Below are 24585 nucleotides of genomic sequence, written 5' to 3'. Positions count from 1 at the left end.
TACGAATGTTTAGATTAGTTCACTCTTCTTCTCTACCTACTGTTTCAATTAATTTGTTAATCCAGCTCATTTCCGTCTTTAACTTGGAGATAGATACCTTCAACACTTGATCCCGGTAATAATCAATGTTAGGCTGCTCAAGTCTTTCCTCTAGATTTAATAAGAGCTGTTCAAGGTCCTTCATTCTCATATTTAATATACGCAGCCGTTTATCCTGTGAAATATACCGGAATAAAGACACTCTGATCAAGAATTCCGAATGATGCCTCGCATCTCTCTCCGTAAATGCATTGACCAGCTCCGTTATTCGTCTCTTCCCATTCTCTGTTATTTCATATATATACTGAGTAGGCCCTCCACTCTGTTCATTTATTCGTTTCGTGACCAGTCCTTCTTCCGTAAACTTTCGTAGTGCAGGATACAGCATGTTGTTGTTCACATCGGTCAAATATCCTAAATCCTTCTGGATTTCCTTCTTGATCTCATAACCATGCTTAGGTGAGTCCTCAATCTGGATAAGTATAAGCAGCTCTATGTACATAATGTTACCTCTTATATAGTTTAGTATCTTGGTGCTCAAATGTATTGTAAGCTTACCAATTACCCGCTTCATCTTCAATCCCATATTCGACAAAAAACTGAGATAGGGTCTTATGGTCATGGGTCGTTCGCATGTGTTTCGTCATTTTTATATATGTTAAACTAACATAGTTAAATCAATTCAATAAAATATCTATTTGAATGACTGGAGGGATTAATAGTGAACAATGAAATTATATCCTTGGAGGAAATTACCGAATTTAAGTCGTCATCAGAGGAATTCAGCCCTTATGCTTGGTATAAGGACAAGCTTATGAACGATCCTGTCAGCTATAATGAGGCGACCAATACGTGGAATGTATTCCGTTATAACGATGTAAAGAGAGTACTTAGTGATTATGAGCATTTCTCTAGCGTCAGAGTACGTACGACCATCAGTGTTGGCGCTGATGTCGATGAAGGCAAGCACTCCGGGAAATTCAATCTGATGACAGATCCTCCTGAACACAAAAAGAGCCGCTCCTTGCTCGCTGCCGCTTTTACGCCACGCAGTTTGAAGCTATGGGAGCCACGAATCAAGGAAATTGTAAGCGAGTTGATTGACTCTATGGAGGACAAGCCCGTTATTGATATTGTCGACGATTTTGCTAGTGCCCTGCCTACGATTGTCATTGCGGATCTGCTAGGCGTCCCTTCCAAAGACCGAATGTTATTTCAACAATGGGTTTATGATCTGTTTCTTCCGATGCCCAAAGAGAATCAAGATACGGTAAATGAACGTAAACGCAAAGCCGCCGTTGAATATTATTCCTATCTGTATCCATATGTGGTACAAAAAAGAGCCAACTTGTCAGATGATATCATATCTGATTTGATCCGGGCCGAAGTAGACGGAGATCAATTATCCGATGATGACATTGTAAGGACAACCATGTTTATTCTGGGTGCGGGCATTGAAACGACGAGTCATCTACTAGCCAATACGTTCTATTCCTTCCTTTATGATAACGATAAGATTTATGCAGAAGTACGAGAGAAACGGGAGCTGCTTCCCAATACGGTTGAGGAAATGCTGCGCTACCGGTTCAACATCGCGAAGATGGACCGCACGGTCAAAGTCGATAATAATCTGCTTGGTGTCGAGATGAAAGAAGGGGATGTTGTGGTTGCCTGGATGAGTGCTGCCAATATGGATGGTGAAGTATTCGAAGATCCGTTCACTTTAAATATTCATAGACCGAACAACAAGCAGCATTTAACCTTTGGCAATGGACCTCACTTCTGTCTTGGCGCACCGCTGGCGAGACTGGAAGCCAATACAGGGATCAGCATGTTCATGGATAAGTTTGCCCGCATCGAACCGATTCCAGGCTTCAATCTTGAAGCGAATCTGACGCCGTCCGCTGCAGGCAAAATGCTATCATCACTGCCGGTACGGGTATACAAAAAATAAGCCTATTCTCTGTCTGCTCATGCAATCTAATAATCAAGTAGGAGGGGCACCACCCCTCCTCTCACATCAACTAATATGCGGGTCCGCACTAGGACGATCCAAAAAAGTTAACAGATTCTGAGATAGTGAAGAAGCAAGCTTATCAGCCCTTCCCGCTCTCAGTAGGAATGTACATATTTTAAGTTTACTAACTAATACGTTTTATTCCCCTCCTCTATAGCTATAACTTCCCTTGCTGTTTCTATGAAAGATAATATGATGGGAGAAAGCCACTTGTCTTTATGCCATGCCATATGAGTATATACGTGCAAGTCCGGAATTTGCCATGGAAGAGCAACAAGTTCACCCCGTTCAACTTCGGCTTCCACTGTTATTTCGGGAAGAAAGGCAATGCCGATTCTCGCCATTGCACATTGTTTAATGGCTTCGGCATTTTGAAACTCCAAATAGGTAATATCATCAATCCCCTTTTTCTCAAACGAACGGTCAAACATGGTGCGATAGGTACAGCCTTTTTCATTGACCAGGAATACTTCTCCGTGAAAATCTTCCAGGTGTAGTACACTTCGTTCCGCGAGAGGATGGTCAGGGGCGACGAAAAAGCGGAAAGTTTCTTCCAGCAGCGGTTCCACTGTTAGCCCCGTTGAGAGAATGGTTTCATCCAGCATAAAAACGACATCCGCAGTTCCCTCAAAGAGCGTTTGCTTAAGTTCCTGATTAGGAACAGAGCGGAAGATGAGACGTACTCCTGGATAGCGCGAACGAAATTGCTGAAAAACAGTGGGAAGCCGGTAGGCGCACAGAACCTCGTTGGCGCTTATCGTCAGTGTGCCGCTTATTAGATTTTCATTTTCATGAACGTCACTCCTAGCTTCATCCAATTTGTCTAAAATACTTTGAACATGAGTTAGGAAGCGCATACCCGCTGTTGTGAGCATGAGTTGTTTGCCCAATCGGTCAAATAGACGAACCCCAAGCTCATCCTCCAATGCTTTGATCTGCATCGTGACGTTGGAGGGAACATAATTCAGAACCTCCGCAGCCCGACTGAAATTTAAAGTTGATGCAACCGTGCGAAACGTATTCAGTTGACGTAATTCCATCCTCCAGCCCCCACTTTACTTTCAATATTATTGAATACTGCTTTGAATTTTGTTCACTTTTATTGAGATTACCATAGCCCTATACTAACAACAACAAATGCATTTGTAATTTAAGGGTTCAAGATGAAGGGAGCAGTAATACAATGGATTACGAAGTTTTTGATCTGGGTAACGTTACTTTGCAATCAGGAGTGACACTACCAAACGCTTTTCTTGCTTATAAGACTTATGGGACATTGAACGAGAAGAAAGATAATGTTATTGTCTATCCTACAGCTTTTGGTGACCAACATTATCAGAATGAATGGTTAATTGGAAATGACATGGCACTAGATCCACAGAAATATTTTATTATTATTCCAAATCTGCTGGGAAACGGATTGTCTTCGTCTCCAAGTAACACACTTCCCCCTTTCGACCGGGGTCATTTTCCACAAGTCACCATCTACGACAACGTTAAATTCCAATATCGGCTGGTCACTGAAAAATTCGGCATTCAAAAAATTGCACTCGTAGTTGGATGGTCCATGGGCGGCATCCAGTCATTTCAATGGGCAGCTAGTTACCCCGACATGGTGGAACGAATTGCACCTTTCTGCGGAGCTGCAAAGACTTGGCCGCAAGCGTATGTGGTCCTTGACGGAATGAGGGCGGCGCTCATGGCTGCGATAGGCTTCGATCCAAATAAAATAAACCAGCTGACCTCTGCACACATGCGCACTGTTGGACGTGTTTATGCCGGATGGGGCCTATCACAGACGTATTACAGAGAGGAACTGTATCGTGATCTGGGATTTGATTCATTAGAAGAATTTGTGGTTGGCGTTTGGGAAGATAGCTTTATGAAGATGGATCCACACAATGTTCTCGCTATGTTATGGACAGGCCAAAATGCAGATATTAGTGTAAATCCTTTCTATAAAGGAGATTTCGATGAGGCGCTTCGAAACATTAAAGCACTAGCCTACGTCATGCCAGGGAGTACCGATCTCTTTTGCACTTCGGACGAGAACGAATACGAGGCTATGCTTATACCCAATGCAGTACTTAATCCCATTGAATCGATCTGGGGCCATTTTGCCGGTCGTGGAATTAACAATGTCGATAATAATTTTATAGATGTCAATTTAAAACGCATGTTATCACTTAATCCAAACAGATAAATAATCGTAAGTAATAGAAATAGCCTAATTTCTCTCCACTTGATTGAGAAATTAGGCTGTCCTCGTCTAGCTCTCCCCCATCGCTTTACGAACATCATAGTGCTGAAGGTCGATGTCCAGCTCCATTCCAAGTGCCAGCTTCGCAAGCTGGTTCCCGATATATGGGCCCATCGTAAGGCCAGAGGCACCGAGACCGTTTGCAGTGATTAAGCCATCCCAGCCTGGTACCGTACCGATGACAGGAAGAAAGCCGGGTGTAAACGGACGAAATCCAACTCTTACCTCCAGAACCGTACTATTGACGAGATCAGGCGCGAGCTCCAGCCCTTTGTTCAGTATTTCCTGCATACCTCCGGCAGTCACCCTGGTATCATAGCCCTCTATATCGTTCTCATGTGTAGCACCAATCACTATTTTTTGCTCATCAAAGGACAGCAGGTACTGATCCGTTGGCGGCATGACGACTGGCCAAGCACCGGTATCTTGATATTCCGAAACCCGTAAGTGCATAATCTGAGCTTTTTGGTAGCTTACTTTAAATTGAATCCCTAGTGGTTCAAATAAGGAATTCGCCCATGCTCCGGCACATACAATGACTTCATCGGCAGAGTAACTTGTCTGATCAACGGAAACCCCTGTTACACGATTTGATTCATACTCCAGAACGGCGCCTCCGCGAATAAGTGTAGCCCCGTTCCGCTCCGCTGATCGAAGAAGCGCATCACGCAGCGCTCGTCCATCGACTCTGGCTCCCCCGCTGACATAAACGGATTGATATCCTTCTGCAAGCAGTGGAAAGAGCTCCTGAGTCTCCGTATCATTTTTGATCGTAACATCACCGATTTCGGGGGCATCGCCCTTCCGTGACTGCGCACGCTCCTCCATTTTGCTAATCTTCTCTAAATCCGTATGAATGCTTAGAACGCCTACTGCAGCATAACCTGTTTCGGTCTCTCCCTCTTTTTTTAAACTATCAATAAGTTCTGGATAATAACGGGCCCCGCCTTTCGCTAACTGGTACCAGGCTTGATTACGTCTCTGTGATAACCATGGGCATATAATGCCTGCAGCAGCATCGGTGGCCTGCCCTTCATCTTTGCGATCTACAATCAAGACCTCTGCTCCCAGCTTCGCTAATTGATAAGCGGTGGAAGCGCCTAATATTCCTGCTCCTACGACGATGACTTTCTTCATGCTTACATTCCTTTCATAAACCAATGTCTCCATTATATCGAATGTACGAAGAAAGTCTAAGTGTCCTGCAGCTTATAACTTCCAACCGGTGCTGAAGATATCATGTACACCCTTCACAGCTTGCATTATCAATTGATCTAGTAATGTAATAACGAGAATACCTGTAATTTTTAATGTAATCGCTTTAATTTATATACTTCAGCCATGATATAATTGGATGAACAAACTATACAAAGGAGGAATACAGTGAAGATTATGAGTCAAGGCGCATACGATACAGGTACATATACCAATCTGTTTCAAAAGCTGGGTTATGACAAACAGCAAATTAATATGAAGCTTGAGGATACATGGAACGAACTGTTTTATGGAGATGAGAACACACGAATCTATTATCCTGTGGATGGGGACAAAGGCTATATACTTGATACCGGCAATCTCGATATTCGCTCTGAAGGCATGTCCTATGGCATGATGATGGCAGTACAGATGGACAAAAAAGAAGAATTCGATCGACTCTGGAATTTCTCTCACACGTATATGCAGCATACTGAGGGGCGATACAAGGATTATTTTGCGTGGCATTGCAAGCCTGACGGAACCCGCCTGTCACAAGGACCTGCACCTGATGGCGAGGAGTTTTTTGCCATGGCTCTGTTTTTTGCCTCAAACCGCTGGAGTGATGGCGTGGCTCCTTATGATTACAAGGTACAAGCAAGAAAGATCCTTCGAGCTTGCGTTCATCAAGGTGAAGATGGAGATGGTGATCCGATGTGGGATCCACATACCCGACTAATCAAGTTTGTACCGGAATCGTTATTCACCGATCCCTCCTATCACCTTCCTCACTTCTATGAACTATTTGCATTATATGCTGATGAAAGTGATCGACCCTTCTGGAAAGAAGCAGCGGCGGCAAGCCGAGCTTACCTGCATACAGCCTGTCATCCCTTAACCGGGCTTTCACCTGAATATGCAAACTATGACGGTTCACCAGCTCCGATTCAACCTCATGGTGATTTTAGGCATTTCTACAGTGATGCCTACCGGGTTGCAGCGAACATAGCATTGGACTGGGAATGGTTTCGCAAAGATCAGTGGCAGGTTGAACAATCCAATCGGATTCAGTCCTTCTTCAGCGACATTGATGTGTCCGATTATCGTCGATATACCATTGAAGGACAGCCCTTCGATGAACCGTCATTACATCCTATAGGTCTGCTTGCTACCAATGCCATGGCATCACTGGCTGCTGACGGACCGCATGCTGACCTATTCGTCCGCCAATTTTGGAACACTCCTCTGCGTCAGGGTGAGCGTCGTTATTATGATAATTGCCTATATTTCTTCAGTCTTCTAGCCTTAAGCGGCAGATATCGTATATATTGACAATGAGCGTGGGAATTAGTTCAACTAGTTAACGGCCTTATCTATTTCAAATGAATAAAACGTAATAATAAAGCGAAAAGAGGACTTCCCTGAACATCGATTCAGGGAAGTCCTCTTAATGCACAAGTTTTAATTGCTGACGGCAACAAACTTCCATTGATGATTAAGTCCGCACGTATAATCGTTTTGCTGTCTACGAAATCCGGACCGATCGCGTTATACCATAACCACTTGCGCAGTGCATTTTCCCAGTCGACAGGGTTCTGTGGATTGTCGCTCATTGCCTCATTCACAACGTCCCAGGAAACGACACGATTCCCGAAATGCTCTACAACTGTACGACTAAATGCCTGTGAGCTAGATCCCATACTCGAACCAGTCAAAGTGTGCAGGGGAACGGCTTACCTGCCCATTACCGGTGGCATATAGCCCGATTACCGCGCCGGTGAAGCACATCTTATGCACAAAATCCTCCGGAGATATAGCTCGAGCAGAGCCTGTACCCAAGCTCATCCAGTTACTTCCATCTACCGAACAGGCTAATTGGTATTCCTTTTCTGTTGACTTAATTTGGAGTACTAGCTGCTCCTCTTCAGTCTCACTCTCATGCACGAATTTTGACTCTCCACGTACCGTCAATCGGGCAAAAATCACTTTGCGACCTTCAGACTGTCTTACACCGAGCTCATAGTGCGCATCCTCATCCCTACGAATGCACAGCCCTGCCTCTTCACCATCGGCGACCGGAACGAACGACATAGAAGCTCTAAAGATGGCCTGAAGATGCTGCTGCCTTCGCCCAACAAAAGAAATTTGACCAACGTCGCTAAGACTTGCCTTTTGGCCATAGAGTGTCAGGAACCCTGGCTTTTCCGAAAGAGTACAAGCACCCGTTGTTGGGTTGCGCACGAACATCCAGTGTGAGCCTAGCTCTTCATTAAAGTCTTCCCGGCTCTGAACGTTTGCTGCATGGTTCTCTGGTATGGTAGGCACTGTCATCGGCAAGCGCTGAACGATCATATCCAGACTTACCGTTCCTTCATTGTTATCAATGTGCGGCCAGCCATCATTCCAAACGACCGGTGCAAGGAACGTTTCCCGTCCAAGCACACTGTAACCATCCTCGGTCAATCGAACCCCAAGGAATACGGCCCACCAGTCACCCTGATGATCCTCCACCAGGTCAGCATGTCCAAGGTACTGGATGGGATGATCCAAATTACGGTGGGTAAGAATGGGCTCAGGATAGCGTTCGAATGGGCCGTAGGGATCATTGCTTCTGCCGATAATTTCACGGTGCTCCTTGGCTGTTCCACCGGAAGCAGACATCATATAATACAACCCATTAATTTTGTACAAATGCGGACCTTCGGTCCATGGTCCACCATCCCCATGCCAGACGACTTGTGGTTCGGAGAGCGCGTCCCCCGTTTCAATGTCGATCTCGTACTGAATGGCATGTGAATCGTAACCCGCGCCTTGTTGGGCGGTAACATACACTTTACCATCATCATCAAAAAACAAGGATGGATCAATTCCGCCATAAGGAATACGGATAGGGTCAGACCACGGTCCAGCAGGGTTCTTTGCCGTAACGCAGAAGTTGCCGATACCTCTCACATCTGTCGTAATCATATAAAATGTGCCTTCATTGTAACGCAGTGCAGGGGCATAGATCCCGTCCGAGCTCTTCCGATCGGTCAAATCAAGCTGGCTGACTCGGTCTAATACGTTACCAATTTGTTCCCAATGAATGAGATCCCGGCTTCGAAAAATGGGTACTCCGGGGAAATACTCGAACGAACTACAAACAAGATAAAAATAATCATCCGCCTTCACGATACTTGGATCCGGATAAAATCCGGGAAGGATCGGATTGGCATAGCGTAATGTTTGTGATTGATGATGTGGCATTTATTCCTTGACACTCCCAACATTAAGTCCAACGACAAAGTATTTTTGCATAAAAGGATATACGAACAAAATCGGTAAAGAAGCAACAATCGTAATTGCAGCCCGAATGGAAATTGGCGTTACCTGCGTTGAATTCTCCATTCCTATACCATTGGCTACTGAAGGATTACTGTTGGCATTCATGCTTGAGGACAACAGCTTCATTAATTCATATTGGAGAGTGCTCAGCTCTTGAACAGAGGACGTATAGAGAAAAGCATCAAACCAGGAGTTCCAAGCGCCAACTGCGACGAAGAGTGCAATGGTCGCGAGTACCGGCTTACACAGCGGGAAGATAATTCTCCAGAAAATCTTAAAGTCTCCCGCACCATCTATTTTCGCTGATTCAATCAAGCTTTCAGGGATCGTGTATATATAAGTACGAATAACAATCAAGTTGAATGCACTGATCAGCGAAGGTAAGACATACACCCAGAAGGAATTGATCAAATTCAGGTCCTTAATCAAGAAGTATCCTGGGATAAGCCCTGCATTGAAATACATTGTCAGCACAAAGATGGTCGTAATTGGCTTGCGGAAAATATACTCGCGGCGACTCAGCGTATAAGCCAGCATAGAGGTTAAGAAAATATTAAGCACAGTGGAAAGAACCGTTCGTGCAACAGAAATTATAAAAGCGTTGTAAATTGTACCTGACGCAAATACTGCTTTGTAATTCTGCAGAGTGAACTCACGGGGCCATAAATATAGTCCTCCTCGGATCGTGTCATTTCCAGCATTAAATGAGACAACAATCGTGTTCAAGAACGGGTACAATGTCACCATTACCAACATAATCATAAAGATAGTATTAAAAGTGTTGAACAGGAGCGGTTCAATGCCCCTGCTACCCGGACGTCGGACAGATAGTGATTCAAAATTTCCTGACAATGGTGTTTTTTTCATGATTATAACAGCCTCTCTTCCCCAAGCCGCTTGGCGGTCCAATTCGCTAAGAGCAAGATTGTAATGCTGACTACGGTCTTAAATATTCCTCCTGCAGTAGCCAATGAATAGTTGCCCTGCGCAATCCCATATTTGAGTACGAAGATGTCAATCGTTTCAGACCAGTCAACAACCAATCCGTTGCCTAGCAAATACTGAACCTCGAAGCCTGCTTCAAGAATATGCCCCGTTTGCATAATCAGCAGAATGACAATGGTAGGCTTAATTCCCGGCAAAGTAATGTTCCACATTTTTTGGTATCGATTCGCTCCATCAATATCGGATGCTTCATACAGCGCCGGATCAATGGATGCGATGGCTGCCAAATAAATAATTGTGTTCCAGCCGACTTCTTTCCAGATATGTGAACCCGCAACGACACCCCAGAAATACTTTCCTTCCGTCAGCCATAGAATTGGTTCCTTTATTAAGTTCAGCTTCATTAATATATCGTTGACAATGCCATCCGAAGCGAGCGATGTTGCGACGATGCCAGTAACGATAATCCATGATAAGAAATGGGGTAAATATGAGATTGTCTGTACTGTCCGCTTCCATATGACCTTTTTGATCTCATTTAGAAGGAGTGCCAAAATAATGGCAGTAACAAAACCTAAAATCAAGTTTATAATACTCATGGCGAGCGTATTTCTAAGCACGCGCAAGAAATTATCATCTGTAAACAAAAATTCAAAATGCTTAAATCCTACCCAGGTTTGCTGTGAAAAGCTTCTTGCAGGCTTATAATCCTGGAAAGCCATCGTCCAGCCCCAGATCGGCACATAAGCAAAGGTAATAATGTATGCAAGCAGAGGAACAGACATCCATATAAGCTGCCTCTGTGCTTTGATATTCTGCCAGGTTATTTTCCTAATTTTCGGTTTTTTCTTCGGGCTGTGTGGATCGGTTCTTACTACAATTTCCTCCATAAATATCAAGCTCCCTATCCATCTTTATAATTGTACAAAAAATCAGGAAGGAAGAAGTACTTCCTTCCTGACGATATTTCTTTTACTCCACAGTCCAGTTATCAACTCTCCACTTCAAAACTTCATTGATGCGGTCTTCATAAGATTGGATGTCCAGCTTTTGAATTTGGGAAATGTATTCATTCCAAACACTTTCGAAATCTGATGTACTGGCAGCCAAAATCGCCCTCGGCAAATATTTGGTAGACAATTCATTCAGCTTCGTGTTCGCAATCTTAGCTGGAGAACCCTCAACAAGGTCAACAGACCACGCCGGGTAATAAATTGGATTCTCAGGTGGATCACTGAAGAAATCCACATAGCTGTTAAATCCATAAGCATCTAAAACTTCTTTATCAAACGGTCTCAGACTGGCTTGATATTCTTCTGGCTGATTACTTGCCGAGGTTGCATTACCATCACTGAAGTATCCTTCAATCTTCGGTGCAGTTGCATAGAATGCGTCCGCTTTGTTGGCCAGCTTCCATGTAGCATCAGCTGCGTTGTCACGCTGCTCCTGTGTTTTCATGAAACGTCCTTCATCATTGACATAATAGTCCTCGCCCTCGATGCCCCAAGTAAGTATTTTCTGCCATTCTTCTTCCATAAGTTTATCGAGCACTTTGATGATTTTGACTGGATCTTCGGCACTCACGGTAATACCGAAGCCATTATTCAGATTCAGCGCTGCGCGGTCACGGTAATAGTCTTTTATACTACTATCATAAACCAGCGGGAACCCTACATAAGTTCGCTCAATTTTACCTTGCGTTACAAGTGAATCTTCCGCGCTGCCAAAGTTCCAGTGTTGATCAAACATACCAAGCACTGCTCCACTGGACAATTTAGCCATGTACTGATCATAGTTCTGTGCAAACGCTTCCTTATCAAGTAAGCCTTGTGCATTGATTTCATTTAGCTTCTGATAGTAATCTTTGGCATATTCCTTGTCAGCAAAAATCTCTGCAATACCGTCTTTTACTACCACACCACCATCGTTCGGATGACCGATCAGATGCTGTGGCGGATTCAGCAAGCCCCAGTTCTTCCAATCATAGTTTAGAACCTCAAAACCGATTGTCGGCTGGCCATCAATGGTTGGATACTTCTCTTTGTATCTTGCGATCAAGTCGAAATATTCGTCCAATGTTTTGGGTGTCGGATAACCAAACTCCTTCAACACCTCTTTCTGAATCCAAAATGCGGGACCACTGTAGTAGGTGTCAGCCACTTCACCGTTATATGCACCGTAGTTAGGCAGGTAGTAGATATGTCCATCGTTTGGGTCCTTCATTTGATTCCAGTACTTTTCGTAATGCTTCTTCAAATTGGGTGCGTGTTCCTCAATTAAATCTTCAAGCGGAATAACCGAACCAGCTGCTGTTAGTTTGGTATCTGCTGAGATCAGATCAGGATAATCACCACCGGCAATCATTACGCCGAGTTTTTGGTTTTTGTCACCAGCCAAAAATTCGAATTTAAATGAAACGCCGAGCTCTTCCTTCATTTTCTTATAAATCTTGTTGTCAGCGGTAGGCTGTTGTCCGGCCTCGCTCAGGAATACCGAGATTTCTATCGGATCATCAACCCCTACTTCACTTCCTTTTTCTCCGCTGTCTGATTCATTAGCACCGCCAGAACAACCTGCCAGCACAACGATCAGCGACAACAACAGTGTTGCTCCCGTGCGGAAAAACTTCTTTTTACTTTCCCCCATAAAGCACCTCCAAAGTTTGATCCTTCGTAATGTAAGCCCTTTCAATAGAACAATTTCATTATAAATTTCACGCCATTATGAAACTATATTCGAATTAAAGCTCTTTCCGAGAAAAGCTTAGGTATTCTTAGTCTTGTATTCATTGGGGGACATATTCAACCGTTTCTCAAAATGCTTTAAAAAAAGATGGTAACTGGAATATCCAACTTTTTCCGAAACCTCACTATTTTTGTATTGGTTCATCTGAAGCAGGCGACAAGCTTCCTTAATCCGCATATTATGAAGCAGTTCATTAAAGCCGATTCCATTTTTCCGAATCAGCAATTGACCCAAATAAGCAGGATGCAGAAAGAAACGTTCCGCCAGCTTTTTAATGGTTAATCCCTCGCGGTAATGTGTATGAATATAATCATTGATATCTTGGACAATTCCTAGTGCTTCGCACGCGTTCTCCTTAAGCAACAGCTCGAAGCAGACACGTCCGCATGATTGAAGAATAGCGATCAAATCGTTGAGAGTCAGCAGAACTTCATCTAGATTTGGGATTTCGAACAGAAGGTTCGAATCCTCCGCCAGCTGTTCCCCCATATATGCACGAATTTCATGGAGTAAGTAAATGACGAATTTACGGGCTTCATCCGGATGGAGCCGTATTTTCCGAAAGGATTGTTCAATAAATACCACTACGGACTGGTAAGCGTCATGATCAATAAGTTGAAGTGCTCCCAGTATTCTTTCCATTATTTGTACCTGATCGTAATGCCATTGAAAATCATGATCCTTGAGCGTCTTATAATCTATAATTAAGTTCTTATCCGATTCATAAAAGGCATGTAGGAGCGCTTTCTCCGCTGTTGCTCGGGAGTGGCTGATACGAGTGAGAGAGGTTTCGGCTTCTCCAATCGCCATAAATGCACGAAAGCCCGCCAGACGGCGAGCCATTTCCTCTAGTTGCTTTCTATCAATACCTCCTGTTTCCTGGCCTGTAAAGTCTGAATCGTTAAACACGATGGAAACCAAATCATCTCGCAAGCGAATCATATACACGGTTTTAGATCCGTTAAGACATTCTGCAGCAATATTACTCCATCGCCCATAATCTTCCCCAGACACCTGAACCAGGCATACATTCCAAACATCCGATGTTTGTGATAGGGACTCCATTAAGCAATTTGCTTCCGAGGACAGATCTTTGCTTTTCAATGCCTCTTTCATCATCAAATGCTCCCGCTCTCTCCGAGCGATCTGTTCAATATGAAGCTGCTCCTGCTCCTTGATCAGTTCTTGTCCCATTTGACGGATTTCAAGCTCCGCCTGTTCCTCATCCAGTGGTTTTAGCAAATAGTGGGAAACTCTAAATTTAAGTGCTTTTCGAGCATAATAAAAATCGCTGTATCCTGTAAGAATAATGAATCTGGTTGACTGGTTGCCTCTGAGTCTCCATGCCTCAATCATCTCTAGGCCATTCATTACAGGCATATGTATATCGACCATGACAAGATCGGGCTCCAACTTCTCCATTTGTTGCAAGCCTTCAGCACCGTTTGTGCAGACCCCACACACTTCAAAGCCAAGATTCTCCCATGGTATCCACAACTGCAGGCCCTCGAGCGCCAAGGGCTCATCATCAATCAACAGTACTTTAAATGCCATGTTCCACGCCTCCTTCTTCACCCTGTCGTTCCAACAGATGCAACGGAATTTCGAAGGACACCTCAGTCCCCTCCCCAAGTCTGCTCACCAGGTCAAACCTCACTTTATCGTCATAGTACAGTTCAAGACGGCGATATACATTACGCATCCCAATATTGTATCCTTCACTCTCTTCCTTTCTTCGCATATGATCCAAAACCGATTGCAGTCGCTCCTGGTCCATCCCCTTACCATTGTCGGATACAACAACGCGCAGATGCTCGTTCACGATTCCAGCCCGAATCGTGACGATGCCAAGGCCCTCAATGGCTTGTATTCCATGTTTGCATGCGTTCTCTGCTAATTGCTGGATACTCATTTTCGGTATTTTATATAGCTTTGCCTCGTCGGTAATGTCAATATGATATTCAAACTTGTCCCGAAAACGGAATTTCTCAATCCCCAAGTACATGATTGTAAAACTCATTTCTTCCTCCAGAGTGACCACATCGTCCTTCCAATTCAACAGGCGACGAAGCAGCTTGGACAGGTCCTTAATTATATCCTTGACCTCCACATAATTATTTTTGGCACTTACCACAAGCAATGCATTCAGCGTATTGAATAAAAAGTGGGGGTTCATCTGGCTTTGCAGCATATAAAGCTCGGCACGGATACGTTCAGCCTCCTGGCTTCGTTGCTGGATTTCAAGCTTGTATACGTTATTGATCAATGACTTTATTTGAACAGTCATCATATTGAAGTTGCAAATTAAATGACCAATCTCGTCTTGCCCACCGTCAATATTGATCAGCTCAAATTTCTCATTCCCCACCTTTTTCATGTGTCTAGATAATCGCTTTACGCGATGATTGTAGGAACGCAGCATGACATAGATGAAAATGGAAGTGATTAGGGTAATTATCCCAGCCAGCATTCCGAAATAGAGCTGCATAGATAGCATCGCTTCCTTGACATGTGTTCCCTGAGGCAAACCAATCAACTTCCAGCCTTTAATATAGCTGGCACTTCCTATTGGAACAATATGTATATCTTTATCTGCCATCTTACTTGCATCGAACAATGAATATTGGCTGTCAACCTCTCCATGAAATTTATCATCCGCAGACACAATGATTTGATTCTGGTCATTAACAAGATACAACTCAAGAGAATTTTTTTCTCTTGCAATCACATCATAGAATCGGTTGAGGTAAAAATCGATGCGTACCAGCTTCTGATAAGAGCTGTGTGCATAGTAATAGTCCATTTTTTCAATTATGCTTAAATACGAGGAGGTCGCAGCACGATTGTTGACCGCCTGATCACGATATGCGACTACTCTTAGAGATTCCCCCGCCGCTTTCCACTGCTGATACCAGCCACTGGAATGCATTGTACTATCCAGAAAATAATAATCCCCACCGGGGACTATGGTTGGATTGTCGGTGTATATGCCGATACGCTGAATTTGGTTATTTGTCGGAATATAGGAAGTCACTCGATGGCGGAGCATATCATCAAACGTGCTGTAGAAATCCAGCTGTCCATCATAGTCCCGATCCATGGATTCGGTCAATAATTTGTCTGTGATCAATGCATGACTCACAGCAATACCACCATCAATCATTGAATGGATGTCTTTTCTTGCGCGCTCCAATGATATTTTCAAATTCTGCTCCTCTCGTTCCTTGATTAGCTCAGACATACGATCCATGAACAAATAATAGCTCGCAAAGATGGGAAGTAAAATTCCAATTAGAAATATCAGCATGAACTTATAGTTCAATGGAATATCATTTACAATGCTGCGGACACGGAGTTTTGAGAACATATTTGTCATCACATCCTTCGTTCATGCTTCTTATCTTCCAACGTCTTATTGCTGTTTTCTATACTGTGAAGGTGCCATGCCCGTCATTCGCTTGAACTGACTTATAAAATAGTCGGCACTCAGATAACCCGAATGTACCGCAACGTCAGCAATGCTTATATTGGTTTGACGCAACAAACGTTTTGCCTCCTCAATCCGCTTATCATTCAAATACTCCCGAAAAGCCTTACCTGTCTGCTGTTTGAATGCTTGCCCCAAATAGTTGGCGTTCATATGAAATTTATATGCCAGCTCCTGGAGCTGCAACTTTTGTCGGAACTCCTGATTGACATACTGTTCCACCTGAAAAATCGTGTTGCATTCCTTTTGTTTTCGTTGTTCCTGGAGCGTCTCCATAGCTTTAAAGCTCAGCTTAAGCCCGTAATCCCGAAACTCAGGATATGTGTGTATTCCATTAATGTCGGATGCCATATTTTTAACATATATCAAAAAGTTGCCAACATCTCCTTTCAGCTCCTTTAAATGTCTTAGAATCCTCATTTCAAGAGCAATTAATTGAACTCGGACGTGTTCTATATTTGACACTGCTAGCTCGGAGTCAGGATTAGCAAGCATCGCTTGCATCTTTCCTTCCACCCTGTCCTGTTCGCCTAATAAAATAACTTGCATTAGTTCGGTCAAAGCTTTTTGATTTACTTTAGCCATGCTTTCATTCTGTGGCAAATCCCCTTGATTGACAAAGCCCGCCTCGCAATGATAGCGTTTCCATTTCAATGCGAATAGAGCTTTTTCATATGCTGAGCGCATGCCGTATACTCCGCCTGATTTATGTCCAAATGCCACAATAATTGAGGCACGATCAGAATATAATTCAGATAGACCTTTGCCCAACGCCTCAAGCCTCTTCAGAGAATCATTAATGTCGGCAGCAAACACTCCGATATTGCCTTCCATATCTGCAAAAAGTTTTGAACAATGGATGCCAGAACAACTATGCAATTGCTCTTTCACGTCTTCAATACTGGCATCCGTTGAAATCAGAAGACAGGCCACGTTCTCATGACCCTCCATTCGAAGAGCTCTGCTCACTTCGTCTTGCAGATCACTGCTGTCATCTCCTTGAAGCAGGCGATTGAACAAACAATTTACATATAAGTCATGTTCACGTTGATACATTTCCGCTGAAACGTGCTCCTCCAACATCTTACGCCCGATCAAATCTAATACAGTTTCAATCTCGATTTCATCAATCGGCTTGAGCAAGTAATCCTCAACACGTTGCTCCAGAGCTATTTTCGCATACTCAAAGCTATCATAGCCGCTTAAAATGACAAATCGAGGTGGTCTGTCGAGCACTTGTCTAGAACGATCTATCAGTTCAAGGCCATTCACTGAAGGCATTTGAATATCCGTGAACACGAGATCCGGCTGAAGTTTTTCAATCATGGCCCAAGCGACATTTCCATTCTCAGCCTCTCCACAGATTTGGAAACCGTATTTGTCCCAGTTTACCATGGTTCGCAAGCCCTCTAGCACCCACGGCTCGTCATCGACCAATAATACATCCAACATTCATATTTCCCCTTCCTATTGAATGAAGATTGTATCGTGTTTGTAAGCGCATCAAACATAAGCGTTATTTATCGAATCTTAGAAAAGTGTATCTCTATAATTATCTATAGCTTTTATCTACTCCATAATAAACAAAAATTTATATAGGATCCAAATCTTTACCTTTTTAGAGGACCTAAGGAGGTTAATGTAGCAGCAAAAAATCATTGTCCTTGCTGAGGTTTGTACAAATGATATGCTTTTTATATCCGAATATTCCAATGAGTACTGCTATTCCACTTTCCACTCTACTTACACATAATAAAACCCCTTTCTTCTACAAAGTCAAGTCCATCCTTTAACTCCCATATACCTCACTCAGATTGCCTGCCTGATAATATGGATATTCCAGCTTCTGTTGCACAAGCAAAGCGGTTTCTGTATTCGTAAGCCACTCGATCATATACAATCCCAAATCTATAGAGGCCGTTACTCCACCACCGGTGATAACTCCCTCATCTCTTACGACTCTCGCTTCAATAACTTCCTTGCAGTACGGAGCCAGTAGTTCATAAGCTGAAGAGTTCGTGGTTGCTCTCCTTCCCTCAAGGAAACCCGCAGCTCCAAACAATAAGGCACCTGTGCAGACAGATACCTTATATGGAACATGCTTCGCAGTCCGAATCCAATCAATAAAGGAATGATCGTGACGAAGCTCTCTTGTAGACATGCCGCCAGGAACGAAGACAAGATCAAACTTACCCAAATCCGGGTTTATTTCATTCACTTTCATTGTCAGCCCCCGATCATCCGTCACCTCCTCCTTATCCGAACAGAAGGTCCAGGATACGTTCTCTTTCGCCTTAAGTATCCCTAACCAGGTGATAGCTTCGTAAAATCCCGTAAAATCCATGCTTGTCATACCGTTGAATAGTACAAATGCGATCCTCATTTTTTCCACCCGTCCTTTTTTATTCGTGAATTACGCATATCAGGTTTCTATGAGTATACCTGTAAGCGTCTTCCTTTCCTATCCTCCATTCAGAGCGTTCTATGATCAATTATGCAGATCAAACGAAGAACAATGAAACAAAACTTGAATTATACTCAAGCCATGATATGAAAATAGACATAACCTCATCCTCAGTAGTCTAAAATTTCACTAAATGGAGATTATGTCATCATACCTTTTTATGAAATTCGTGCTGGTGATTTGATTATAAGGCTCACTGCTCGTAATGGATACAAGAACGAACGATGGATGCTATGACAGACCCCTCATCTGTTATGTTGGGAGTTTTACACGAATGGTCTCCATTCGATGTCCTCTCGCCTTTAGCACAGGCTTATCCACTTCAAGCTGCTGCTCCGTTCACATTCAAGGCTGCGAGCTCCCGGTTACTGCTCACCAAGGCAATCGAAGAACTCGGGTTCAGAGCCAACACTTCCGCTTAAAATATGAACTGGTGTATACCAGGCAGCCTCCTCAAGTTTAAGATGTTTGCTCCAACTATACGATAGTTTACATAATATTAATTACGGAAAATAAATGTCGTTACTAACATCATTGCATCTCTACTACTTCCACAAGCCAATTCAACTTAAAACAGTGTGACCTTAATAAGATCACACTGTCCAAAAACATACTTCACATATATAAAATCCGTTTGCTGTGATTAAACTTTCTATCTCTTATTTAGTTCTAATGTGTTTGCTAAACCAGCAACATCAAGCCCATCCACACTAAAAGCACTTCGAACAAGCTGAGGAAGTATGAATTCATCATACTTTCCTAAGTAAGGCGCTTCATCCGGCTCCAGCAATAAGCTGGGATCTTCAAGATTTGACAGTTCGTCGATGATCGCTTGATGCGTGGTAATCGGATCTGTCTTGCCGGAAACTACCATATAATACGGTTCCATTGGAACGATGGAACGTAAATTCAAACGATGCGATAAATTATGCTTAAGCAGCCGCTCTAAGGTGCGAAACTGCTTGCTGCCCGCCCACGGCAGGATGAAGAGTGAATCCCCTCCCGCAGGTATAATGATGCTACTTAGTAGTCCACTCTCCCGGGCCAGTCTTCGAGCACGCTCCAGACGGTTCACTGCACCTGCCGCCAGATAAGGGTAAATGGTGCTGCCCGCCAATACCTCTCTCATCTTCTGCATGACTTTGGTGTGGATGTCTCCTCCAGCACCTAGCCATAGCGTATCAACTTTACCCTTAGCTGATTTAACATAAAGTGCTTTATGCTTCGCATCCACTTCTTCGACCTTCCACAGCTTACCTGCTAAAGAGAAACAATAGCCTGGAGGCGGCACCGTTGTAATCGAACCGATTTCTTCCGAGCCATTATAAACAACATGCTCCTCATCATCTTTGAATACAGCGTAAAAACGGTAATTGTTCACAATCTTCTCGCCGCCCAGTCCAATGATCAGGCTTCCCTCCTCTGTACGCTGAATATGATCCGTCTCCAGAAGATACGTAAGAAATTGTTTATACTCATTCGTGGAAATCTCTCTAAAGGAGGGCAGTGTAAGTACATGTCTAGCGAGCTCGGCCGGGGTGGCTTCCCCCATGCTTTTTAGCGTACTCATCGTCTGATGATACAGGACACCGACCGGCTTCTTTCGAACGGCCACGGGCTCCACCCACTTGTCCCGCAGATACAATTCGATGACAGCTATGGCACGAAGCAGTGTCCAAGGCATCCGGGCAGGAAGCTGTGCTTCTTCATCTTCTTCCTCAGGAATAAGGAACATCATCTCGGACGCCTGATCCTCTCTACGACCTGAGCGACCCAGGCGCTGAACGAAGCTGGAACTGCTGTATGGAGCTCCGAGCTGAATCACTCGTTCCAGTTCACCAAGATCAATGCCAAGCTCTAATGTAACCGTCGCGGCAGCAACCGCGGGTTCCTGCCCTGTCTTTAGAGCAGCTTCTGCTTCTTCTCGCAGCATGGCGGAAATGCTGCCATGATGGACGTGGAATACATCTCGCTGCTCCCGTTTGGCGGCAATCCGCCTAAGCTCCAGGGTAGTGAGTTCCGCGTCCGATCTGCTATTGGTGAATACGAGCGCCTTCTTCAGATGAGTCACGTCGTAAATATATTGATGATATGCCTGCTTGGCCAGCTCCAATTGCTCTGCCTGCTTCTCATCCCGGGCATCCGGCAGGGAGAAATGCTCAACAGACAACCTCAGCTTTCTCCCTCCTTGAGGAGAGATCACCTCGGTAGAATTTGTCGTCCCAGCGCCTAGCCATCCTGCAGCCGATTCATAATCGCTTAAGGTTGCAGACAGACCGATACGACGTGGCGAGCAGGAAGCCATCCGCTCTATTCTTGTCATCTGACTTAGAACCTGTATTCCACGATCGGCTCCCATGAAGGCGTGAACCTCATCGATGATAATGTATCTCAAATCATGAAAAAGGGCGGGAATTGCGTTTGGCCGATTCATAAGCAAGCCTTCTAATGATTCCGGCGTGATTTGCAACACACCTGAAGGCTTCTGCATCAGCTTGGTCTTCTCTGCCTGAGAGACATCCCCATGCCAATGCCACACCGGCACGTTGCCTTCCTTCAACAGATCGCTAATTCGCTCGAACTGGTCGTTAATCAGTGCCTTTAACGGTCCAATGTACAGAATACCTACTGATTCTGGAGGACGATTATGCAGCTCCGTTAGTGCAGGAAAAAAAGCGGCTTCCGTCTTCCCTGAAGCCGTACCGGAAGCAATCAGCAAATGATTCGGTGTGTCAAAGATAACACGGCAGGCTTCCACTTGTGCTTCACGAAGGGTATCCCACCGCTTCTTGTATATAAATTCTTGAATGAAAGGAGCCAGACGTGTAAACGGATTGGGTGATCGGTTCAAGCTCATAGGTCAAACTCCGCGAGGAAGTCATCCAGAGCATCAGAAGGACGTTGTTCCTTTGAAGGCAGGGTTCTGGACCCAGATCCAGCACTATTTCCACTTTCCTGTCCACGATCCGTCAGCAGCTCATCAAAAGTCGTTTCCGGATGCTGATGCAGTGTGTGAAGCAGGTCCATAAAATCACGGACCACCTCCCGTGTCGTTAGCAGCTGTTCCGCTCCCAATCTGCCAACTGCAGCCTGCATAAAGGCAATTAGCTGCTCATTGGACAGCTCGGCTTCATATTGGAAATGCATCGCATGAATTTCACGCAATTTTTGCAGCAAGATAAGTATTTCTTCATTAGACAGCATCTCTAGCTTAAGAATAGGGGAAGTGTATGTCTTCAATACGCCTCCGCCATATCGTCCGTCGATTAGACGAGATCGCAGTGCTTCATAGCTGAACAGCCCTCTTCGCTCATCTTCAACAAACTGAGGCGTACCACCCATATATATACCTAAATGCTCCGCTTTTCCCTGCATCGTATCGTTAAACATCGTGAGCAGCTTCTCGTAGTTGCTGTGCCGGGATATACTGTTCGTAATTTTGTACAGATTCACACCCTCATCAATAAATAGCAGCAGACCCTTATAACCAATCTTGGAAATAAACTCGCTCCACAGCTTCATATAATCATACCAATTGTCATCATCTATAATGACAGATACGCCGAGCTCCTTGCGGGCTTCTGTTTTGGTCGCATACTCACCGCGCAGCCAGCGAAGTGAAGCGCCCTTAAGATCATCATCCCCCAGCTTGTAACCAGTCCAATAGGCAGCCAGTACTTTGGCAAAATCAAATCCGTGCACCAGGTTCTGCATTTCACCAGCGACAGCATAGATCCGGACCTCAACCTTCTGACTGATCGCAGGATCATCCGGCATTAGTCCGGAGCTTATCATCACATCCTGCTGGATCGCAGCGATCCATTTCTGCAGTATGGTCTCCAGCGCGCCGCCATCAGGACGGGTCCGGGTCGATAGATGAGTCATCAGTTCCCGGTAAGTGGCAAGTCCCTGCCCTTTCGTACCGACCAGACGACGCTCCGGGGACAGATCCGCGTCAGCCACGACAAAATCACGGTCCATGGCATAATTGCGTATCATTTGAAGCAAGAAGCTCTTCCCACTCCCGTATCTTCCCGTAATTAAACGGAAGGCAGCGCCGCCTTCGGCAATATTGTCCATATCTCTTAAGATCGATTCGACCTCAGGTTTGCGTCCAACGGCAATATGTTCAAGTCCGACTCTGGGTACTACACCTGCAGTTAACGAGTTTACAAGCGCCGTCGTCAGACGTTTTGGTATTTTCATTGATTTCATATTCGTTATTACCCCGTTTCATTCTCCGGAACATAGCTTGTCCATCATGCTCATATAATCTTCGACAATCGTCTCCTCATCAATGATCAAGTCACCGATATGCTCCATTGCGGCTTCATTAATCTCCTCGATCAGCACAGCGGGCATGGAGCCTGCTCTGCTAGCAGCAGCCTGCAGCGCTTGAGCACCATGGCTGTCCTTAAGTAAGAACAATATTTCGAGATGTGCATGCTGTAAGCTAGCAGCAAAATCTCGCCATTCTTCATCAAGCCCCTCCACGTTCCATACCAGGGCAGGCTGTACTTCCACTTGCGTCCCCATAATAATTGCTGATGCTGCATTCACATCTGCATTCGTATCTGCTTCATCCTGAACAGGCCCAGATTCTAGCAATGATACTGGCCATATTTCAGATTCAGCTATTTCAGGAGAAACCAACAGCGTTTCTTCTTCAGGCAGAGGTACGGGAGAATCAAAGTCCATCACCGTCTGAATAAGATGGTATGCTCCTGTCTCCTGTCCAAGCTTCGGGGAATGCGCTTGAGAGCGGGTGTGCTCCATCACTTTGATATCCCTGCACTGTGCAGTATGTGCTATACGGGAGGTATTCGCTTCCTCTTCTTCATTGGCTGCACCGATGATCAGCATATCTCTTACCTCATCTGATTCACGTGCTAAGCGCTCAAGCTTTCGCGAATTAATCTGGATTGCCGGCTGAACCGCACGGGCTGTTTGAGCTTTGAGTGCCCTCATCTCTTTGACCAGGTATCGTGAGATGAGCTCTTCCACCTCTTTTTCAAGCTCAATCCCTCTTAACCGGCCCTTGAAGCCTTTTAATTCCCGCAGCTTATTCTCGGTAAACCGTACCAGCTGAGTGATATAAGCTCTTAAAGGCTTATGCTCGCTGATAGAAACAAAATCAACGGTTATCGTTCGACCATAGATGTCACTATCATACAGTGCACTCTTGAAGAGCGTCCGTTTCACACGCTGTGAACGAGGTTCATAACGATGGATCAGCCGGGTTCCATAGGCTCTGTACAAATATTGATCAACGAGAGCAATGACTTTAGGAGTGAACTTCATCATCTCATATCGTCCGCTCTCTATATAAAATCTGCTTCGTTCAGGGTCATAATCCAGCATAACAAAAAGATTGTCCCAAGACAGCTCAATGGGCTCTGTGGTAAATCTCCGTCTCCATTCCAGCTCTTTCAGTTCATTCGACATGCTGCGAGGCAGTTTCTTACTCATGGGAGACGGGTCATATTCGAGCTGATGCAGCGTTGCAAAATCATAGAGCCATTCCCTCATGTAGTTGTCCAGCTTAAGGTGCTGTTTCCGATATGCCTGCCATACCTTATTTAGCTGCTCCCAGCCATCGGAAGGGTGAACCCAACCAATCCCGTTAATGAGCTCATATATATAAACAAACAGATAGGACAAATCCGTAACTGGATAAAGGCCGTTCCGCACTTCGGATCTCCAGTAAAAATACCATTGATATTGTTCAGGTCTCATCTGATCATAAGTCGGCCAGTAGCTGTGAAATGGAACAAACGGTACCTGCTCAGCAGTACGCGCAGCCAGCTCTTTGGCTGTATGTACAAACTGCTGCTCCCTGGATATATAACGAAAATCCTGCTCCCAGTTCACTTGCGGCATGGCGTTCTGTGGCGCATAGATCTGACGGATGGATTCATTATAAGGAACTTCCTGAACAGGCGGGCTATTGGACTGAGTCTCTCTGTCATCCAGCATATTAGTGTTATAATCTATGGAATTTGCTTCACTTGGAGCAATGGGAACATCCCGTTCATTTCCTGTCAGATCAAATTCCGCAAACCGGATTCGATCGTTGTTACTCATAGGACATACCTCCCTCCATCACAAAT

18 protein-coding genes are annotated in these 24585 nt (G+C 44.6%); 3 read left to right on the top strand and 15 right to left on the bottom strand.

All coding sequences use genetic code 11. From position 1 onward, the window contains the following. Window positions 1-19 precede the first annotated feature (19 nt). Complete coding sequence (locus BM415_RS06780) at window positions 20-541, bottom strand: PadR family transcriptional regulator (protein ID WP_091156006.1); 522 nt, start codon at window positions 539-541, stop codon at window positions 20-22. 219 nt (window positions 542-760) lie between these two features. Between BM415_RS06780 and BM415_RS06775 the strand changes: the two genes are divergently transcribed. After that, a complete protein-coding gene (locus BM415_RS06775; protein ID WP_091156003.1) occupies window positions 761-1993 on the top strand; it encodes a cytochrome P450 in 1233 nt (410 codons plus the stop codon). Window positions 1994-2184: 191 nt separating this feature from the next. Here the strand turns inward: BM415_RS06775 and BM415_RS06770 are convergent, their stop codons facing one another. Next, window positions 2185-3096: a LysR family transcriptional regulator gene (locus BM415_RS06770; protein WP_091156002.1), complete on the bottom strand. Its 912-nt coding sequence runs from the start codon at window positions 3094-3096 to the stop codon at window positions 2185-2187. A 143-nt stretch (window positions 3097-3239) separates the two neighbouring features. On the opposite strand from BM415_RS06770, the gene BM415_RS06765 reads away from it, so the two are divergent. After that, the gene (locus tag BM415_RS06765; RefSeq protein WP_091155999.1) at window positions 3240-4259 is read left to right on the top strand and encodes an alpha/beta fold hydrolase; all 1020 of its coding nucleotides are present in this window, start codon (window positions 3240-3242) and stop codon (window positions 4257-4259) included. 66 nt (window positions 4260-4325) lie between these two features. Here the strand turns inward: BM415_RS06765 and BM415_RS06760 are convergent, their stop codons facing one another. Beyond that, window positions 4326-5453, bottom strand: coding sequence for an NAD(P)/FAD-dependent oxidoreductase (locus BM415_RS06760; RefSeq protein ID WP_091155997.1), 1128 nt, complete (start codon window positions 5451-5453; stop codon window positions 4326-4328). Between the two features lie 255 nt (window positions 5454-5708). Here BM415_RS06760 and BM415_RS06755 point away from each other — a divergent pair, with 255 nt between their 5' ends. Then, window positions 5709-6842 carry a family 8 glycosyl hydrolase gene (locus BM415_RS06755; protein ID WP_091159105.1) on the top strand — a complete coding sequence of 378 codons (1134 nt, stop codon included), beginning with the start codon at window positions 5709-5711 and terminating at the stop codon, window positions 6840-6842. Between the two features lie 101 nt (window positions 6843-6943). Here BM415_RS06755 and BM415_RS06750 read toward each other — a convergent pair whose 3' ends face one another. The 12 genes from BM415_RS06750 to BM415_RS06695 all read right to left on the bottom strand — a co-directional run bounded on the left by BM415_RS06750 (window position 6944) and on the right by BM415_RS06695 (window position 24559). Next, window positions 6944-7210, bottom strand: coding sequence for an endo-1,4-beta-xylanase (locus BM415_RS06750; RefSeq protein WP_091155995.1), 267 nt, complete (start codon window positions 7208-7210; stop codon window positions 6944-6946). Continuing rightward, window positions 7200-8756, bottom strand: coding sequence for a glycoside hydrolase family 43 protein (locus BM415_RS06745; protein ID WP_091155992.1), 1557 nt, complete (start codon window positions 8754-8756; stop codon window positions 7200-7202). The genes BM415_RS06750 and BM415_RS06745 overlap by 11 nt, the downstream gene beginning before the upstream one ends. Further along, window positions 8757-9701, bottom strand: a complete 945-nt coding sequence (locus BM415_RS06740) for a carbohydrate ABC transporter permease (protein ID WP_091155990.1) — start codon at window positions 9699-9701, stop codon at window positions 8757-8759. A gap of 2 nt (window positions 9702-9703) precedes the next feature. After that, entirely contained in the window at window positions 9704-10669 is a 966-nt protein-coding gene (locus tag BM415_RS06735) for an ABC transporter permease (RefSeq protein WP_091155989.1), read from the bottom strand. 82 nt (window positions 10670-10751) lie between these two features. Continuing rightward, entirely contained in the window at window positions 10752-12425 is a 1674-nt protein-coding gene (locus BM415_RS06730) for an ABC transporter substrate-binding protein (protein ID WP_091155986.1), read from the bottom strand. A 117-nt stretch (window positions 12426-12542) separates the two neighbouring features. Then, window positions 12543-14078, bottom strand: coding sequence for a response regulator transcription factor (locus BM415_RS06725; RefSeq protein ID WP_091155984.1), 1536 nt, complete (start codon window positions 14076-14078; stop codon window positions 12543-12545). Continuing rightward, window positions 14068-15891 carry a sensor histidine kinase gene (locus BM415_RS06720; protein ID WP_244533169.1) on the bottom strand — a complete coding sequence of 608 codons (1824 nt, stop codon included), beginning with the start codon at window positions 15889-15891 and terminating at the stop codon, window positions 14068-14070. The genes BM415_RS06725 and BM415_RS06720 overlap by 11 nt, the downstream gene beginning before the upstream one ends. Before the next feature lie 45 nt (window positions 15892-15936). Next, window positions 15937-17463: a response regulator transcription factor gene (locus tag BM415_RS06715; RefSeq protein ID WP_091155981.1), complete on the bottom strand. Its 1527-nt coding sequence runs from the start codon at window positions 17461-17463 to the stop codon at window positions 15937-15939. Window positions 17464-17800: 337 nt separating this feature from the next. Next, window positions 17801-18394: a DJ-1/PfpI family protein gene (locus tag BM415_RS06710; RefSeq protein WP_091155978.1), complete on the bottom strand. Its 594-nt coding sequence runs from the start codon at window positions 18392-18394 to the stop codon at window positions 17801-17803. 733 nt (window positions 18395-19127) lie between these two features. Beyond that, complete coding sequence (locus BM415_RS06705) at window positions 19128-21332, bottom strand: DEAD/DEAH box helicase (protein WP_091155975.1); 2205 nt, start codon at window positions 21330-21332, stop codon at window positions 19128-19130. Beyond that, window positions 21329-22690: an ATP-binding protein gene (locus tag BM415_RS06700; protein WP_091155974.1), complete on the bottom strand. Its 1362-nt coding sequence runs from the start codon at window positions 22688-22690 to the stop codon at window positions 21329-21331. The genes BM415_RS06705 and BM415_RS06700 overlap by 4 nt, the downstream gene beginning before the upstream one ends. 18 nt (window positions 22691-22708) lie before the next feature. After that, on the bottom strand, window positions 22709-24559 hold the full coding sequence (locus tag BM415_RS06695) for a TerB N-terminal domain-containing protein (RefSeq protein WP_091155971.1): 1851 nt from the start codon (window positions 24557-24559) through the stop codon (window positions 22709-22711). Between the last annotated feature and the right edge of the window lie 26 nt (window positions 24560-24585).

Origin of the sequence: Paenibacillus sp. 453mf, assembly GCF_900116105.1 — a bacterium.
In the GTDB taxonomy this organism is placed as follows: domain Bacteria; phylum Bacillota; class Bacilli; order Paenibacillales; family Paenibacillaceae; genus Paenibacillus; species Paenibacillus provencensis.
This window is presented reverse-complemented; position numbering and strand designations above follow the sequence as displayed.